13 protein-coding genes are annotated in these 15,485 nt (G+C 73.3%); 7 read left to right on the top strand and 6 right to left on the bottom strand.

The annotated features are described in order from the left end of the window. Positions 1-6 precede the first annotated feature (6 nt). Positions 7-474, top strand: coding sequence for a MarR family winged helix-turn-helix transcriptional regulator (locus FBY23_RS25225; protein ID WP_141800653.1), 468 nt, complete (start codon positions 7-9; stop codon positions 472-474). 219 nt (positions 475-693) lie between these two features. On the opposite strand, the gene FBY23_RS25220 is transcribed toward FBY23_RS25225, so the two are convergent. The 4 genes from FBY23_RS25220 to FBY23_RS25205 form a co-directional block, all read right to left on the bottom strand. Further along, positions 694-1,551, bottom strand: a complete 858-nt coding sequence (locus tag FBY23_RS25220; protein ID WP_141801220.1) for an IS5 family transposase — start codon at positions 1,549-1,551, stop codon at positions 694-696. Positions 1,552-1,650: 99 nt separating this feature from the next. Beyond that, positions 1,651-3,204 carry an FAD-dependent oxidoreductase gene (locus tag FBY23_RS25215; protein ID WP_141800652.1) on the bottom strand — a complete coding sequence of 518 codons (1,554 nt, stop codon included), beginning with the start codon at positions 3,202-3,204 and terminating at the stop codon, positions 1,651-1,653. A gap of 19 nt (positions 3,205-3,223) precedes the next feature. Continuing rightward, positions 3,224-3,634, bottom strand: a complete 411-nt coding sequence (locus tag FBY23_RS25210; protein WP_141800651.1) for a VanZ family protein — start codon at positions 3,632-3,634, stop codon at positions 3,224-3,226. 75 nt (positions 3,635-3,709) lie between these two features. After that, the gene (locus FBY23_RS25205; protein WP_141800650.1) at positions 3,710-4,774 is read right to left on the bottom strand and encodes a GTP-binding protein; all 1,065 of its coding nucleotides are present in this window, start codon (positions 4,772-4,774) and stop codon (positions 3,710-3,712) included. Positions 4,775-4,830: 56 nt separating this feature from the next. On the opposite strand from FBY23_RS25205, the gene rpmG reads away from it, so the two are divergent. After that, the gene (gene rpmG, locus FBY23_RS25200; RefSeq protein WP_141800649.1) at positions 4,831-5,001 is read left to right on the top strand and encodes a 50S ribosomal protein L33; all 171 of its coding nucleotides are present in this window, start codon (positions 4,831-4,833) and stop codon (positions 4,999-5,001) included. 24 nt (positions 5,002-5,025) lie between these two features. On the opposite strand, the gene FBY23_RS25195 is transcribed toward rpmG, so the two are convergent. Next, positions 5,026-6,048: a GTP-binding protein gene (locus FBY23_RS25195; RefSeq protein ID WP_141800648.1), complete on the bottom strand. Its 1,023-nt coding sequence runs from the start codon at positions 6,046-6,048 to the stop codon at positions 5,026-5,028. Between the two features lie 61 nt (positions 6,049-6,109). Between FBY23_RS25195 and FBY23_RS25190 the strand changes: the two genes are divergently transcribed. Further along, the gene (locus tag FBY23_RS25190; RefSeq protein WP_260806552.1) at positions 6,110-7,378 is read left to right on the top strand and encodes a YibE/F family protein; all 1,269 of its coding nucleotides are present in this window, start codon (positions 6,110-6,112) and stop codon (positions 7,376-7,378) included. 51 nt (positions 7,379-7,429) lie between these two features. Here FBY23_RS25190 and eccCa read toward each other — a convergent pair whose 3' ends face one another. Beyond that, a complete protein-coding gene (gene eccCa / locus FBY23_RS25185) occupies positions 7,430-11,476 on the bottom strand; it encodes a type VII secretion protein EccCa (protein ID WP_141800647.1) in 4,047 nt (1,348 codons plus the stop codon). Between the two features lie 298 nt (positions 11,477-11,774). Here eccCa and FBY23_RS25180 point away from each other — a divergent pair, with 298 nt between their 5' ends. The 4 genes from FBY23_RS25180 to eccD all read left to right on the top strand — a co-directional run bounded on the left by FBY23_RS25180 (position 11,775) and on the right by eccD (position 15,478). Beyond that, positions 11,775-13,172, top strand: coding sequence for a hypothetical protein (locus tag FBY23_RS25180; protein ID WP_160158369.1), 1,398 nt, complete (start codon positions 11,775-11,777; stop codon positions 13,170-13,172). Between the two features lie 134 nt (positions 13,173-13,306). Further along, on the top strand, positions 13,307-13,627 hold the full coding sequence (locus FBY23_RS26100) for a hypothetical protein (protein ID WP_160158368.1): 321 nt from the start codon (positions 13,307-13,309) through the stop codon (positions 13,625-13,627). A 40-nt stretch (positions 13,628-13,667) separates the two neighbouring features. Continuing rightward, positions 13,668-13,982, top strand: a complete 315-nt coding sequence (locus tag FBY23_RS26095; protein WP_160158367.1) for a WXG100 family type VII secretion target — start codon at positions 13,668-13,670, stop codon at positions 13,980-13,982. Positions 13,983-14,095: 113 nt separating this feature from the next. Then, positions 14,096-15,478, top strand: coding sequence for a type VII secretion integral membrane protein EccD (eccD, locus tag FBY23_RS25170; RefSeq protein WP_141800644.1), 1,383 nt, complete (start codon positions 14,096-14,098; stop codon positions 15,476-15,478). Positions 15,479-15,485 lie beyond the last annotated feature (7 nt).

Below are 15,485 nucleotides of genomic sequence, written 5' to 3'. Positions count from 1 at the left end.
GCACCGATGAGTACGACGACGCGATGGCTCGACGCCGAGGAGACCCAGGCCTGGCGAGCCTGGCTCGACCTCAACAACCGGCTGTTCGCGCGCCTCAACCGCGAGCTGCAGGCCGCCAGCGGCCTGTCCATCTCCGACTACGAGATCCTCGTCGCCCTCACCGACGACGACGTGCCCGAGCACTCGCTGCGGATGTTCGAGCTCGGCGAGCGCCTCCAGTGGGAGAAGAGCCGGGTCTCCAAGCAGGTCTCCCGGATGGAGGCGCGCGGCCTGGTCGCGCGCCGACACTGCGCCGACGACCGGCGCGGCGCCTTCGTCGACCTGACCGACGCCGGCCAAGCCGCCATCGACGCCGCCGCGCCCGGCCACGTCGCGCTGGTGCGTGAGCTGTTCTTCGACGGGCTCAACGGCGACCAGGTGCGCAGCCTCGGCCGGTTCGCCACGACCGTGCTCGACCGGCTCGCAGACGACTGACCTCGCGCGCCGCTTGTAACTAAGTGTTACAGCATGGTTTTGGGTGCAACAGCGCCGAGGTACTGGCAACAGCGCCGAGGTGGATGTTCGCGACCAGCCACGTGAGCGGGCGCCGCGAGCCTGAGGCCGCCGGGGCTATCTACCCGGGCGTTGTTGCCACTGCCCGGGTGCTGTTGCGCCGCTTTTCGTGACGCAACACTTAGAGATTCCGCGGGTAGGTCACGGCTGGCGGGCCGGTCGGGTGTCCCAACGGTGGGTGGTCCAAGCGGCTCGGAGGAGTTGCCGGGTGATGATCACAGCGTTGGCGAGCGCGATGAAGGCCGCGATGACGCGGGTACGGCGTTCGGTGCAGATGGCGAGTTTCTTGAACCCGCGGGTGTGCCAGGCATGGGTGCGTTCGACGACCCATCGCCGACCGGCTTGGAGGGGGTGGCCCTTCTGAGAGATCACCGCTTGGCAGCCGAGCTCGTCGAGCAGGTCGCGGGTGGTGGCACTGTCGTAGCCGGCGTCGAGATGGACGGTGATCTCGTCGGGTAAGCCGATGCCGAACCCGATACCGAGGCGGGTCTCGAACCGGCCCAGTGTCTCCAGGGTCGGGCGCAAGAACGGTGAGTCGTGTCGGTTCCCGGGCGCGATGACGCAGCCCACGGGGATGCCGTTGCCGTCGGTGAGCAGGGAGCGTTTGGTGCCGAGTTTCCCTCGATCCACGGGGGATCTGCCGGCTGCTTGACCCCCGCAGGGCGCTTTGGCCAGGCAGCCGTCGGCGGTCACATCGGCCAGGTCGAGTCCGACGATGCGGTCGTAGGCATCGAGGCAGGCCTGTTCGAGTGCTTCGAAGATCCCGGCGGCGATCCACTCATCGCGGCGGTTGCGGATGGTGGTCGCCGAGCAGGTGTGGTCAGCGATCTTGTCGTAGGCGGCGCCGAGGACGAGGACTTGGACGAGTTTGTCGAAGACGACGCGGTCGGGGATGCGCGGGTTGTGGCAGCCCAGGGGGTGGGTGTCGATGTGTTCGGGGATCAGCGCGGCGAACTGGTCCCAGACCGGTTCGATGACAGAGGATGGCAGGGCAGGCACGAGCACCTCGGGGAACAGAAGGCGGCTTTAGACACCTCTTCTGCTACCGAGGCTCGTGCCTGTCCTGCTTCACCGACACGCGCCTACCCGCGGAATCTCTTAGTTACAAGGGCCGGCGGCCCGCATGTCCGCCACCGCGAGCGAGGCGAACGTCATCGCCGCGCCGAGCGGCGCACCCGGCCCGGGGTAGGCCGAGCCGAACACCGACGCGGTCGAGTTGCTGGCGGCGTACAGGCCGGGGATCGGCACGCCGCCGGTGTCGAGCACCCGGGCGCTCGCGTCGGTGACCAGGCCGCCCTTGGTCCCGAGGTCGGAGAGCACGAAGCGCGCCGCGGTGAACGGCGCCCTGTCGACGGGGACGAGCGCGGCCGACGGGCCGCCGCCGCCGGCGAAGAAGGTGTCGTACTCGTCCTCGCCGCGGCCGAAGTCCTCGTCGCGCCCGGCGGCTGCGAACCCGTTGTAGCGCTCCACGGTGGCGACGAGGGTGTCGGGATCCAGGCCGATGGCGGTGGCCAGGTCTGCGACGGTGTCCGCCTCGACCCAGGTGCCGGCGTCGAGGTGCTCGGCGCGGTCGCCCTCCGGCATCGCGATCGCGGGCAGCCGGCCGTCCTCGCGGGAGTCGAACACGAACCAGGACGGCGTGCGGTCGGCCGATGCGGCCATCACCCGGCCGAAGCGGTCGTAGGGCAGGCACTCGTTGCCGTAGCGCCGTGCCGTCGCGTCGACCATCACGCCGCCGCGGAAGCCGAGGGTGAACGCGCCGCTGCCGTCGGGCTGCTGCAGGCCGGGGCAGAACCAGCCCTCGCCCGCCCAGTCCGTGGCCGCGCCGATCGCGGCAGCCGCGTCGATCGCCTCGCCCGTGTTGGTCCCGCGCGGCGCCATCGTCCAGGCCGCGTCGCCCGGCGTGCCGTGTGCGATCCGACGCTCCGAGCTGCCCTCGAAGCCGCCGGCGGCGACCAGGATCCCGCGCCGGGCGCGGACCTCGCCGGGCCCGCCCTCGCCGACGTAGCGGACGGTCGTGGCGCGCCCGTCGGCGTCGCGGTCGAAGCCGACGACCTGGCGGCCGGTCGCGATCGTGCCGCCGTCGCGCACGGTCATCGCGGCGAGCCGGGCGATCAGCGCCTGGCCACCGGACAGGGTCGACCGGCCCGGCAGGCCGGCCCGGTCGCGCTCGACCGGCGGCCGCACCAGCGCCGCGACGGCCGGGTCGAGCTCGTCGCGGCGAATGCTCCTCGGCTGGATCGAGCGGCCCATCGGGACCCGGCCGGGTGCGTCGTAGTACTCCGAGAAGGGGATCCACTCGAACTCCATGAGCGGGTCCGCCTCGAGCTGCGCGACCAGCCGCGGCGCCTGCTCGAGCAGCGCCTCGACCCGCTCCTGGTCGGGGTCGTCGAGGACGGCGGCGAGGTAGGCCCGGGCGCCGTCGGTCGAGTCCGGCAGCCCGGCGCGCTGCTGGACCTCGGTGCCGGGCAGCCAGCACGCGCCGCCCGAGTACGCCGACGTGCCGCCCACCAGCGGCGTCCGCTCGAGCACCAGGGTGCTGAGCCCGGCCGCGGCCGCGAGGGCGGCCCCGGTCAGGGCGCCGCCGCCCGACCCGACCACCACGACGTCGTACTCCTGCTGCAGGGTGTCCGCCCCGACCGAGCCGCTCATGGCAAAACGATAACGTGTTCTAGTTCGTCCGCGGGGTGAGGCGCGGGCGGACGCTGAGCGGCCAGGCCAGCACCGCACCCGCGAGACCGCCCAGTCCGTTGTGCCACACGTCGGCCAGCGTGGGTACCCGGCTCGGGAGGAACTGCTGCTGGGCCAGCTCGATGCACGCCGAGGCGAGCACCGTCAGTGCTGCCGCGAGCAGCGGCCGGCCCAGCAGGATCGCGAGCAGGAAGCCCGCCGGCACGAAGAGGGCGATGTTCGCCAGCGCCTCGGTCTCGCTCCAGTCCAGGCGCCCGTCGCTGGCCCGCCACGCCGCCGAGCCGGCCAGGTCGAACGCCCAGCGCCCCGCGGACGGGTCGGCGAGGGTGAGCCGGGCGATCACGACGGAGTAGCAGGCGAGCAGGACGGCGGCGACGGGACGGCGGATCATGTCCTCGACGCTAGGTCGGCCCGAGCGCCCGGAGATCGGTCTCGGGTGCCGGTGGCCGGTACCTGGGGACCGGGTTCAGGCCGCGTCCCGGATCGGGCCGAGCCACGGCTCGAAGCCGTCCTCGCCGTCGGGCGAGGCGACCGCCTCGCCGGGGGTCAGCAGCAGGTGGTCGAACGCCGGGCGCAGGTCCGCGGGCGCCGTACCGACCCCGATCAGGACGATCCGGGTGAAGGCTCGCCGCGCTCCCCATGAGGCGTGGTCGCCGATGCTCAGCTGGCCGCCCGCACCGTCCCAGGCGAGTGCCCGGCCCGGTCGGCTCGGCAGCCAGAAGCAGCCTCGTGAGCGGTGCGCCCCGGTGCCGATGCGGCCCAGCGACGTCAGGAGCCGACCGGGGTGGAAGGGCTGGAGGGACTGCAGGTCGACTCGCCACACGCCCTCGGCGCGGACGTCGGTGAGCGCGCCGGTGCGGACCGGGCTCGACCAGGACAGGGTCCGGTCGTGCTGGTGCAGCCGGCCGAGGAGCACCTCGCCGCCGACGGCGTGCACCCCGTCGAGCACGGCGGCGTCGGGTCGCGCGAGCGTGCGGACCAGGCCGCGGGCGACCGGGTCGGCCGGCCCGTCGAAGGCCACCACGTCCGCGTGCTCGATCATCGCGGCGAGCACCTCGCCCACGCCGCGCCGGTCGTCGGAGGCGCAGTGGTGCCCGCGCTCGGCGAGCAGGTCGTCGCCGAGCAGGTCGCGCACCGGCTCCCGGGAGCCGATGGCGGTCACCGCCGTCGAGACCCGCAGGTGGCGGGCCACCCGGGTGTCGTGGGCGAGGGCCGAGCACACGTGGGCCGCCTCGGCGCCGACCGGGAGGTGGGCCACGATGCTCTGCCAGCGGCCGTCGCGGGCCAGCCGCTCGAGCGTCGGGAGGATGTCCGCGCGGATCGCGCAGCTCACGCAGGCGTGGTCGAGCAGCACCTCGTAGGTCTCGACGACCCCGGTCAGGTCGCTGACCGTGCGGGTCAGCACCCCGCGCTCCACGTCGATGGTGTGCCGGCAGGCGACTGCCGAGGGCAGGTCGAACTGCAGTCCGACCATGGCCGCGGCCATCGCCTCGGGGTCGACGCCGGACAGCAGGACGACGGGAATGCGCATGGTGCTCCTCGAGTTAAGAGTGATAATCGTTCTCAATCTAGCAAGGAGGAGACGCCATGGCCACCAGGGCATCGGAGGTCCGGCCCGTCGTCAAGCTGCGCTCGACCGCCGGGAGCGGGTACGTCTACGTCACCCGGAAGAACCGCCGCAACGACCCGGACCGGCTGGTCCTGCACAAGTACGACCCGGTCCTGCGCCGGCACGTCGAGTTCCGCGAGGAGCGGTGATCGCGGGCTGAGCCGGGTACGCGGTCAGCGGCTGAGCCGGCGCAGCCGGTCCAGCCGCAGCAGGCCGTCCCGGTCGGGCTGAGGGGCAGGGGCGAGGGCTGCCTCCAGCCGGGCCTGCGCGGACCCGGCGTCGAGACCGACCCCGATCGCGACCAGCTCGCTGTGGTCCGGCGCCGGGCGCAGCGCGTCGACGTGGACCTGCCTGCCGACCACGTGGACGACGTACCCACGACGGCCGCGGGCGGTCTCGACGGCGACCGTGCCCTTGATCCGGTACGCCGCCGCGGGCGGGTCGAGGAGGAGGTCGGCGAGCGCGCCGGGCGCGACGGGACCGTCGACGCGGGCCGCGGCGGAGGCGGCGTGCGGCCCGTGGTCGTGCCCGTCCGCCGCCGCGCGCTCGGCGCGGAGCAGCGAGGCGAGGGGGAGCTGGTCGGGCGGGTCGTCGGCCATCGCGACGTCGTGGACCAGGACGGGATCGATCCGACTGCGGGAGGTGCGAACGACGTGCACCGCCGGGTTCACCTCGCGCACCCGTGCCTCGATCGCGGCCAGGGTCTGCTCCCGCTCGTCGGCCGGCAGCAGGTCGACCTTGTTGAGCACGACCAGCGTCGCGACGGAGAACCGAGCGGGCGGCATCCCGCCGTCGTCGACCGTGCGGAAGTACTCCACGCTGTCGACCACGTCGACCACCCCTCCGGGACGCACCCGCGGCGCACCGCTGTGCCGGATCATCTGGGCCAGCGCCCCCGGCTCGGCCAGTCCGCTCGCCTCGACGACCACCGCGTCGAGTGCCAGTCGCGGGTGGGTCAGCCTCTCGAGGGCCGCGTCCAGGCCGGAGACGTCCTCGAGGCAGCACAGGCAGCCGCCCGCGATCGAGATGGGCTCGTCGACCTGCCCCGTCACCAGTCCGGCGTCGACGTTGATGGCGCCGAAGTCGTTGACGATCACGCCGATCCGCGCGCCCGGTTGTTGCAGCAGCCGGTTCAGCAGGGTGGTCTTGCCGGCTCCGAGGTGCCCGGTCAGGGCGGTCACGGGTACGGCGCTCATCCGCTGGATCCTAGTTGACAACGATTCTCATCTCGAGGTCGGCCGTGGCAAGGTGTGCGCCGTGAGCAGCCACCGCCGGGAGAAGCCCGCGCGCAGCCAGGGACACGGACACGGACATGGTCATGGACTCGGCGCCGGTGGCGACCTCGCCCCCGTCCGGATCGGTACGACGGCCCGCACCGCGCTGCTCGCCGTGCTCGCCCTCGCCCTGATCGCCACCCTGGTCGGCCTGATCGCCTGGTGGCCGCCCGGCGACGCCGCCGCGCGCAGCGCGAAGGAGGGCGGCCCGGCCGCCCAGTTCGCCGCGCCCGGCGTCACCTTCCCGTCCGCCGAGGTGGTCGACGTCGCTCCGCGGTGCGCCGGCACCGGGTTGCCGGACGGCTCGGGCTGCAGCTCGCTGACGGTGAAGGTCGCGAAGGGGGAGAAGGGCGCCGGGGAGACGGTGCGGGTCGACGTGCCGCCGGAGGTGATCGACTCCGGCATCGGCAAGGGCGACCACGTCGAGCTGCTGCGCACGCCGACGCCCGACGCGGAGCAGGACGCGTCGTACTCCTACTTCGCCACCGAGCGCTACGGCACCCTGGTCTGGCTCAGTGTCCTCTTCGTCGTCGTGGTGCTCGCCGTGGCCCGGCTGCGCGGCCTCCTCGGGCTGGTCGGCCTCGCCTTCGGCGGCGCGGTCGTGTGGTGGTGGATGCTGCCCGCGCTCCTCGACGGCTCGCCCGGCGTCGGCGTCGCGCTCACCGGCGCGGCCGCGATCATGTTCGTCGTCCTGTACACGACCCACGGGTTCTCGCTTCGCACCAGCACGGCCCTCGCCGGCACCCTGCTCGGCATCGTGCTCACCGCCGGCATCGGCGTGCTCGCGATCGGCGATGCCCGGCTGACCGGCATCAGCGACGAGGGCGGCGCCATCCTCGCCAGCTTCGGCGCCCTCGACTTCCAGGCCCTGCTCGGCTGTGCCCTGGTCATCGCCGGCCTCGGCGTCCTCAACGACGTCACCATCACCCAGGCCTCGGCCGTCTGGGAGCTGCGCGCCGCCACTCCCGGCGCCTCGCGCACCGAGGTCTTCACCAGTGCCATGAGGATCGGCCGCGACCACATCGCCTCGACGATCTACACGATCGTCTTCGCGTACGTCGGCACCGCGCTCATCCTGCTCATGCTGCTGCGTGTCTACGACCGCCCGCTGCTCGAGCTGATCTCGACCGAACAGCTGGCCGAGGAGGTCGTGCGCACCCTGGTCACCTCGATCGGCCTGGTCCTCGCCGTCCCGGTCACCACCGCGGTCGCGGCACTCATCGCCGCGCCGCGACCGGTCGGCGCGGACTGAGTCCGCCCTGCATGGATCCCCGGACATCCGGGGATCCATGCGGCCCCTAGGTCACAGCGTCGGGTCGGTCCAGGCCAGCTGGACGACCTCCGCACCGCGGTCGCGGGTGAGCATCTTGCCGCGACCCGGCTGGGCCGGTCCCGGTCGCAGGTTGCCGATCAGGGCGCCCTCGTCGCGGCTGCCGGCCAGCAGGATGCCCGGCATCGCGAGGTCCCGCATGGACTGGATGACCGGCTCGTAGAGCGCACGCGACGCACCACCCGAGCGACGCGCGACCGCGATGTGCAGGCCGACGTCGCGGGCCTGGGCCATCAGCGGCTGCAGCAGCGCGACAGGCGAGCTCTGCTGGGTGGCGACGAGGTCGTAGTCGTCGACCACGACGAACACCTCGGCGCCGCTCCACCAGGACCGGTTGCGCAGCTGCTCGGGCGTGACGTCCGGTCCGGGGATCCGGTTCTGGAGGTACGTCGCCAGGTCGTTCAGCGCCGGCTGTGCCTGGGTGGCGGAGGTGAGGTAGTTGAGCAGGTACTCCTCGGGCACCTCGCCCAGCAGTGAACGGCGGTAGTCGACCAGCAGGATCTGGGCCTCGGCGGGGGTCCGGGTCCGCATGATCTCCTGGCAGTAGCTGCGCAGCAGGTTGGTCTTGCCGGACTTGCCGTCCCCGAAGAGCAGCAGGTGCGGCTCGGTGTCGACGTCGAGCGGGACCGGGGCCAGCTCCTTCTCGTTGATGGCGAGCAGCAGCTGCCGTTGCGGCGGGGTGCCGGCCTGGACGCGCACCTCGTCGAGGGTGATCCGGTCGGGCAGCAGGCGCAGCTTCGGGCCGGCCGGCCCGCGCCACGCGGACGTGACGGCGTTGATCATCGCGTCGACGCCGTCGCCGAGGCTCTCGACGGTGTCGACACCGTCGATGCGCGGCAGGGCGCCGAGGAAGTGCAGCTTGCCCGGCACGAGGCCGCGCCCCGGCCGGTTGCCGGGCACGAGGGCGGCGACCTTGCGGTCGATCTCGGAGTCGATCGGGTCGCCGAGGCGCAGCTCGAGCCGGGTGCCGATCAGGTCGCGCATCGCGGCCCGGAAGTCGGGCCAGCGGGTCGCGCCGGTGACGATGTGGAGGCCGAAGGTGAGACCGCGACCGGCGAGCTGCTGGATCTCCAGCTCGAGGTCGTCGAAGTCCGCACGCAGCGTGCCCCAGCCGTCGATGACCAGGAAGACGTCGCCGTACCCGTCGTCGGCACGGCCCTGGGCGCGCCGGCTGCGGTAGGTCTCGATGGAGTCGATGCCCTGGCTGCGGAAGTAGCGCTCGCGGCGGTCGACGATGCCCTTGACCTCGGCGACGATGCGGCGCACCACCTCCGGCTCGGAGCGGGTGCCGACGCCGGCGACGTGGGGCAGCGCGGTCATCGGGGCGAACGTGCCGCCACCGAAGTCGAGCACGTAGAACTGCGACTCCAGCGGCGTCGTGGTCAGCGACATGCTGGTCACGATCGTGCGCAGCACCGTGCTCTTGCCGCTGCGCGGGCCGCCCACGACGGCCACGTGGCCCGCGGAGCCGCTGAGGCTGATCGTGAGCGTGTCGCGGCGCTGCTCGCGCGGCCGGTCGACCGTGCCGAGCGGGACGGTCAGGTTGCCGACGCCGCGCCAGTGCATCGACACCAGGCCGAGCTCGGGGTGCGGGGCGAGGTCGGGCATCAGCTGGTCGAGCGTGTCGGGCCGGTCCAGCGGCGGCAGCCACACCTGGTGGGCCGCCGGGCCGTGCCCGTCCATCCGTGCGACGGCCACGTCGAGCAGGGACGCGCTGCCCTCGGGCACGACGACGGGCGTGGCGGCCTCGTCGCGCTCCGGCTCGTCGAAGGTCTGCACCTCGGAGATCGTGAACGGCAGGATGCCGCGCACCTTGCCGCCGCTGTCGCGCACGACGCGGCGCCGGCCGGCCTCCGGAGGACCCGACACGTAGGCAGCCTTGAACCGCGTCATCGTGGTCGGGTCCGGCTTGAGGTAGCCGAGGCCCGGCACGGCCGGGAGCTCGTAGGCGTCGGGCACGCCGAGCACCGCGCGGGACTCCTGGGCGCTGAAGGTGCGCAGTCCGATCCGGTACGACAGGTGCGACTCGAGGCCGCGCAGGCGACCCTCCTCCAGGCGCTGCGAGGCGAGCAGCAGGTGGAGGCCCAGCGAGCGACCGAGCCGGCCGATCGCGACGAACAGGTCGATGAACTCCGGCTTGGCGGACAGCATCTCGGAGAACTCGTCGACGACGAGGAACAGTGACGGCAGCGGAGCGAGGTGCTCGGTGGCCGGATCGCCCGACGTACGGGCCTTCTCGTAGTCGCGGATGGATGCGAAGTTGCCGGCCTCGCGCAGCAGCTCCTGGCGACGCACCATCTCGCCGGACAGGGCGTCCTGCATGCGGTCGACGAGGGTGAGCTCCTGGGCGAGGTTGGTGATGACGGCCGAGACGTGCGGCATCTCGGCCATGCCTGCGAAGGTCGCACCACCCTTGAAGTCGACGAGCACCATGTTGAGCTGCTCGGGCGAGTGCGTCATCGCCAGGCCGAGCACCAGGGTGCGCAGGAACTCCGACTTTCCGGAGCCGGTCGCGCCGATCACCAGGCCGTGGGGGCCCATGCCCTGCTGGGCGGACTCCTTGATGTCGAGGTGCACGGGGCCGGCGCTGTCTCCGACACCGATCGGGACCCGCAGCCGGTCGCGGGCCGGCCGTGGCCGCCAGGCCGTGCCCGGGTCGAAACCGTGCACGTCGCCGAGGCCGAGCAGGTCCATGAAGTCGGTCGGCGCCGACAGGTCGGCCGACTCCTCGCCGACGGCGGAGCCGGCGCTCGGGGTGAACAGCGGCGTCAGCCGCCGGGCGACCGCCTCCGCGGTGGCTGCGCCGCACTGGTCGCCCTTGGCGCGCACCGGCTCGGTCCGCAGGCGTACGGCGACGATCGGCACCGACTCCGGCACCGACCCGGGCGCCGCAGCCCCGGCGTGCGGCTCGATCTCGAGGCGCAGCGCCGTCGGGCTGTCGAGCTCGCCCCAGCGGGCGGGCAGGTCGATCACCGTGACGCCGTGCAGGCCGTCGGAGGGGATCAGGTGGTTGCCCGGCGGCAGCTCGGCACCGTCGGTCACCAGGATGATGTGGGGGATCGCGGGCCGCTCGTCGGCACCGAACCGCGGCCGCTCGGTCAGGTCGGGCGGCAGCATCGTGGCGAGGTCGCTGAGCGACGTCGTCACCATCCGGGCCGGCCCGACAGCGTCGTTCTGGTGCTGGCTGTGGGCGTGCGGCAGCCACTTCACCCAGTCCCAGTGGGCCAGGGTGGCGTCCGTGGCGAGGACCGCGACCTGCAGGTTCTCCGGGGACTGGAAGCTCGCCGACGAGCAGAGCAGGGCGCGGGCCAGGGCGCGGGCCTCCTCCTCGTCGCCGCAGACCTCGATCCGGTCGAAGGCCCGCAGGTCGATCGACGCGGGCAGGTCGGGCTGGAGGCGGTGGACGACGAGCAGCCGGTGCAGAGCGGACGCCGACGCGGGGTCGACCTCGTCGATCGGCGCGGCCTCCGGGGGCAGCAGCTCCAGGGCCAGCGGCTGGGCGCACACGCCGTAGCGGACCTGCAGGAAGGCGGGATCGGACGACGACCGCTCCCACACCCGGGTGCGGTCCTCGGCCAGCGAGGGCAGCGCCCACGGCGCGGGGTGCAGCCAGGTCAGCGCCCGGCGCTGCTGGTCCGCGGCGTCGCGGGCGACCTTGCGGACGGTGGCGAGGTAGCGGAGGTACTCGGTGCGCGAGCCGGTGACCTGCTGCTGGCGCTGCTTCCGCTGCCGGTCGATCTGGACCACGATGAAGCCGAGGGTCGCGAACAGGAACATGCCGGCCGCGATGAAGCGCAGCGACGAGTTGCCGCCGCCCTGGCCGCCGAGGCCCGCGACGAGGACGATCGATCCGAGGCTGCCGAGCATCGGGATGGCGTTCATCGCCACGCCCGCCGCACCCTCGCTGGCTTGGAGCTGCGGCGGCGGCTGGAGCTGCAGCTGCCCGCCGGGGAGCTCGGGCCGCTCGCCGCGGCTGCCGCGCTGGGTCAGGCTGCCGGGCGCGGCGACCGGCGGAGCCATGCGCCGGCCCGGAGGACCACCGGGACCACCGGGACCACCGGGACCACCGGGACCGCCAGGAAGCCCGGGTCCCGGGCCGCCCGGGGCACGATGCGTGCCCGGCCCGCTGCCTGGAGTGATGCCCACCGTCACGCTGCCGTCCCCTGTCGTCGATGCCCGGTCATGCGACGCGCACGATGATAGGACCCGGGTCCGTCAGGGTAAGCAGCCTCGGAAGACACAGGGTGAAGGACTACCCTGCGAGCCGGGCCGTGAACCTCGGTCCGGCACCACGACTCATCTCGGGAGGAGAGCACTGGTGAACGGGACGTCCCGCACCCCGGCTCCGGGCACGGTCACCGCGGTGACGGTGCACGGACCTCGTGGCGTGCTCGACCTGACGGTGCCGGTGGACGCCACGCTCGAGGACGTGTCGCGGGCCTACTCCACCGAGGCCGGCCTGCCGGTCGTGCTGCCGCTGGTCACCCGCTCCGGCGAGCCGCTCCAGCTCGCCGACGTCGTCGGCGACGTCGGTCTGGTCGCGGGCTCGGTGGTCGTCGCGGTCGACCCGTCGTCCCGCCCGGCCCCGCCGCGCAGCAGGTTCCGCTCCGGTGACGGCGCCGAGTCCGCCCTCGTCGCCGGCCGGGCCTCGGCGACCTGGTGCGCGCTCGCCGTGGGTTTCGCCGCCCTCGCCGGCTGGTGCGCCGCGCAGCTGTCGCCCGACGAGCGCTGGCCGGTCGTGGGCGTGCTCCTCGCCGCCGCGCTCCTTGGCTCCCTGCCGATCGGCGTACTGCAAGTCCAGCGGGTGCTGGCCGCCCCGGCGTTCGCCGCCGCTGCCGGCTTCGCACTTGCCTGGGATCCCGTGCCCGAGCGGCTCCCGACCGTCTGCGGCATCGCGGCCCTCTGTGCTGCCGTCACCGCCGGTGTGGGTCGCGCGCTCGCCGAGCCCGACAGCACCGCGGTCGACGGGCTGCGGGTCTGGGTCGCGGTCGGTGCGGGCTGGTTCGTCGTCGCCGGGCTGGGCGCCCTGACCGGCGTCTCCCCGCAGGTCGTGTGGGCGGTGCTCTTCCTCGCCGCCGTTCTCGCCGCACGCTTCGTGCCCGAGCTGGTGGTCGACGTCCCCGACCAGTACCTCCTCGACCTCGAGCGCCTCGCTGTCACCGCATGGTCGGCCCGCGAGCGACCGACGGGACGGCGCGGCCGGATCGTGGTGCCCGAGCAGGCCGTGCGCGCCGTCGCCGACCGGGGTGCTCGTGCCGTCACCGCCTCCGCGACCGCCGTCCTGGTGGTCGTCGTGATCACCGCACCCCTCCTCCTCGCCACCGCCGACCTGCCGCTCGACCGGACCGGTGCGCGCTGCCTGGTGGGCTTCGGCGGCGCCACGCTGCTGTTCGCCGCGCGCAGCTACCGCCACGCGGCCGCCAGCCGGCTGCTGCGGCTGGCCGGCGTCCTGGCGCTGGCCGTGCTCGCCGTCGTCCTCCTCGGGATCGCACCCGGTGGCCGGGACCCGGTCACCGCGCCCGGCGCGGTCGCCGCGGTGGCGGTCGCGATCGCCGGTGCCCTCGTGCTGTCGGCGGTGTTCGTGGGCCGGGGCTGGCGCTCGGCGTGGTGGTCGCGCCGGGCCGAGATCGCCGAGGCGATGTGCGGCGCGTTCGCCGTCGGATCGCTCGTCGTGGCGGTCGGCTTCTTCCGTCATCTGTGGGAAGTCACGGGCTGATGTTTAGCCCCTCGCGGAGCGGGGGTAACCCCTGACGCGTCGGCTCTTTGGCAGTGCTCGGGGAGCCAGATCGATGGAACCGCAATGCAGGGGCGGGTTGATGCCGCCCGCCAACCAGCAACCAAGGAGCAGACATGGCAGGCACTGAGTTCGGACACGCAGAAGGCGCTCTCAAGAAGGTCGCCGAGCTCGTGGCCGAGACCAAGAAGGACCTCGCGACGAAGGCGGGGAAGATGGAGATCGACCTCGAGCGGATGCACAAGGCGTGGGTCGGCGGCGGTGGCCTCTCGTTCCAGAACGTCAAGAACGCCTGGCTCGAGAAGCACAAGGTCGTCACCGCGGCGCTCGACCAGTTCGAGAACTCCCTCATCGAGACCGAGTCGGACAACGTCAACACCGACAGCACGGCTGGCGGCAACCTCGCCGGCTTCCTCAGCAAGCTCGACGCGCAGTAGTCCCGCCTCCCAACCACCCCAAGACTTCAAGGAGAGAACCATGACCGATCCCAACTTCGGCGGCCTCGACGGCCTGCGCGTCAACCACCCCGAGCTCGAGGCGGCCGCCCAGGCGATGTACCAGACCGCCAAGGACATGAACGCCCGCCTCGACCAGCTCGAGAGCGACGCCCGCCAGTACGTCCTGACCTGGGCCGAGACCAGCGCCCAGCGGCAGTCCTGGGACCAGGCCAAGCTGGCCTGGGACTGGGCGATGAAGGAACTGCTCGACCTGCTCGACGGCGTCTCGCAGACGACCTACCAGTCCAACGCCGACTACATCCAGGCGGACAAGCGCGGAGCCGGGCGTTTCTGATCCGGTCCCATGCACGTACGGAGGGGCCGACCCACGTGGTCGGTCCCTCCGTTGCTGTCTCCGGTAGGGCAGGCTTCTAGGATCGAGCCCCAGTTTCGGGAAGGGTTGAGCAGATGACACAGGCGCCGCGCACGAGCGCAGCCGTCGCGTCCGGTCTGGTCCGGGTGACCGTCACGTCGGGCACCCGGCGCGTCGACCTGGTGCTCCCGGGGGCGATCCCGGTGGCCGAGCTGCTGCCCGAGCTGGCCCGCAGCGTCGGGCTCCTCGACCCGGCGACCGTCCACGGCGGCTACCGGGTCGGCACCTCCGAGGGCCGACGCCTCGCGCTCGACACCGGCCTCACCCTGCAGGGGATCGAGGACGGCGGCCTGCTCACCGTCACCGCGGGCGTCGACGACCCGGCCCCGCGCGTCTACGACGACGTCGTCGAGGCGATGACCGACGTCGTCGAGCACGACCTCGAGCCGTGGCACCCGGCCGCGGGGCGTCGTACGGCGCTCGTCGCGGCGGGTCTGTTCCTCGCCCTCGGTGCCGGCGCGCTGCTGGTGCAGCGCGGCTCCGACATCGCGGCCGCCGCGACCGCCCTGGTCGCCGCCGCGCTCTGCGCCGGCGCGATCGTGCTGTCGCGGGCGCAGGGCGAGCACGAGGCCGGGGTCGGCGTGGCCTGGCTGGGCGCGGGCTACGCCGCGGTCGCCGGCGTGATGCTCGTGCCCGACGGCGAGGTCTGGTTCGCCGACCCGCTCGCCGCGGCCGGTGCCGGCGCGCTGCTCGCCGGTGTGGTGTGCCTGATCGGGCTCGGGGCCGGCCGGACCCTGGCCATCCCGCCGCTCGTCGTCGGCGCGCTCGCGGTCGGCGTCGGCGTCTACGTCCGCTCCTCGCCCGACGGCTTCGCGCCGGCTCCGCTGCTGACCACGGTGCTCGCGTTCGTGGTCCTGGCCGGCAGCGTCTTCCCGTGGCTCGCCCTCGGTGCGACGACCACCCGTGTCGACCAGCTCTACTCGGCCGCCGACATCACGGCCGACCCCGACGACATCGAGCGCGACCGGGTCGCCGCCGACGCCCGGGTCGCCCACGAGATCCTGCTGGCGATCAGCGGCACCGTCGGCCTGCTCCTCGTCCTGGTCGCGCCGCTCGCCGTCAGCCTCGGCGTCACCGGAACCCTGCTCGCGGTCGACGCGTGCCTGATCGTGGTGCTGCGCACCCGCCAGTACCGCACCGGCAGCGAGGTCCTGCTCGGCCTCGCGTCCGGTGTCGCCGGCATCGCCGCGACCGCGATCGCCGTCCTCGCCCTCCACCCCGACTGGCGCCCGACCCTGGCCGTCGTGCTCGCGGTCGTCGGTGCTGTGCTCCTCGTCGCCACGCTCAGCCCGTCCGCCCCGTCGGTGCGCCGCGGCCGGTTCGGCGACGTGCTCGAGTCCGTCGCGCTGCTCACCCTGCTTCCGCTCCTCGTCGTCGCGACCGGCCTGTTCGACCAGGTCCGCGACTGGATCGGCTGACTCCCCG

Source organism: Nocardioides sp. SLBN-35, from assembly GCF_006715725.1.
Taxonomy (GTDB): domain Bacteria; phylum Actinomycetota; class Actinomycetes; order Propionibacteriales; family Nocardioidaceae; genus Nocardioides.
This window is presented reverse-complemented; position numbering and strand designations above follow the sequence as displayed.

Excerpts from the sequence above, each read along its gene's own strand:
- FBY23_RS25225 (WP_141800653.1), top strand. The coding sequence starts at position 7 with ATGAGTACGACGACGCGATGGCTCGACGCCGAGGAGACCCAGGCCTGG.
- FBY23_RS25215 (WP_141800652.1), bottom strand. The coding sequence starts at position 3,204 with ATGAGCGGCTCGGTCGGGGCGGACACCCTGCAGCAGGAGTACGACGTC.
- FBY23_RS25210 (WP_141800651.1), bottom strand. The coding sequence starts at position 3,634 with ATGATCCGCCGTCCCGTCGCCGCCGTCCTGCTCGCCTGCTACTCCGTC.
- FBY23_RS25205 (WP_141800650.1), bottom strand. The coding sequence starts at position 4,774 with ATGCGCATTCCCGTCGTCCTGCTGTCCGGCGTCGACCCCGAGGCGATG.
- rpmG (WP_141800649.1), top strand. The coding sequence starts at position 4,831 with ATGGCCACCAGGGCATCGGAGGTCCGGCCCGTCGTCAAGCTGCGCTCG.
- FBY23_RS25195 (WP_141800648.1), bottom strand. The coding sequence starts at position 6,048 with ATGAGCGCCGTACCCGTGACCGCCCTGACCGGGCACCTCGGAGCCGGC.
- eccCa (WP_141800647.1), bottom strand. The coding sequence starts at position 11,476 with ATGGCTCCGCCGGTCGCCGCGCCCGGCAGCCTGACCCAGCGCGGCAGC.
- FBY23_RS26100 (WP_160158368.1), top strand. The coding sequence starts at position 13,307 with ATGGCAGGCACTGAGTTCGGACACGCAGAAGGCGCTCTCAAGAAGGTC.
- FBY23_RS26095 (WP_160158367.1), top strand. The coding sequence starts at position 13,668 with ATGACCGATCCCAACTTCGGCGGCCTCGACGGCCTGCGCGTCAACCAC.
- eccD (WP_141800644.1), top strand. The coding sequence starts at position 14,096 with ATGACACAGGCGCCGCGCACGAGCGCAGCCGTCGCGTCCGGTCTGGTC.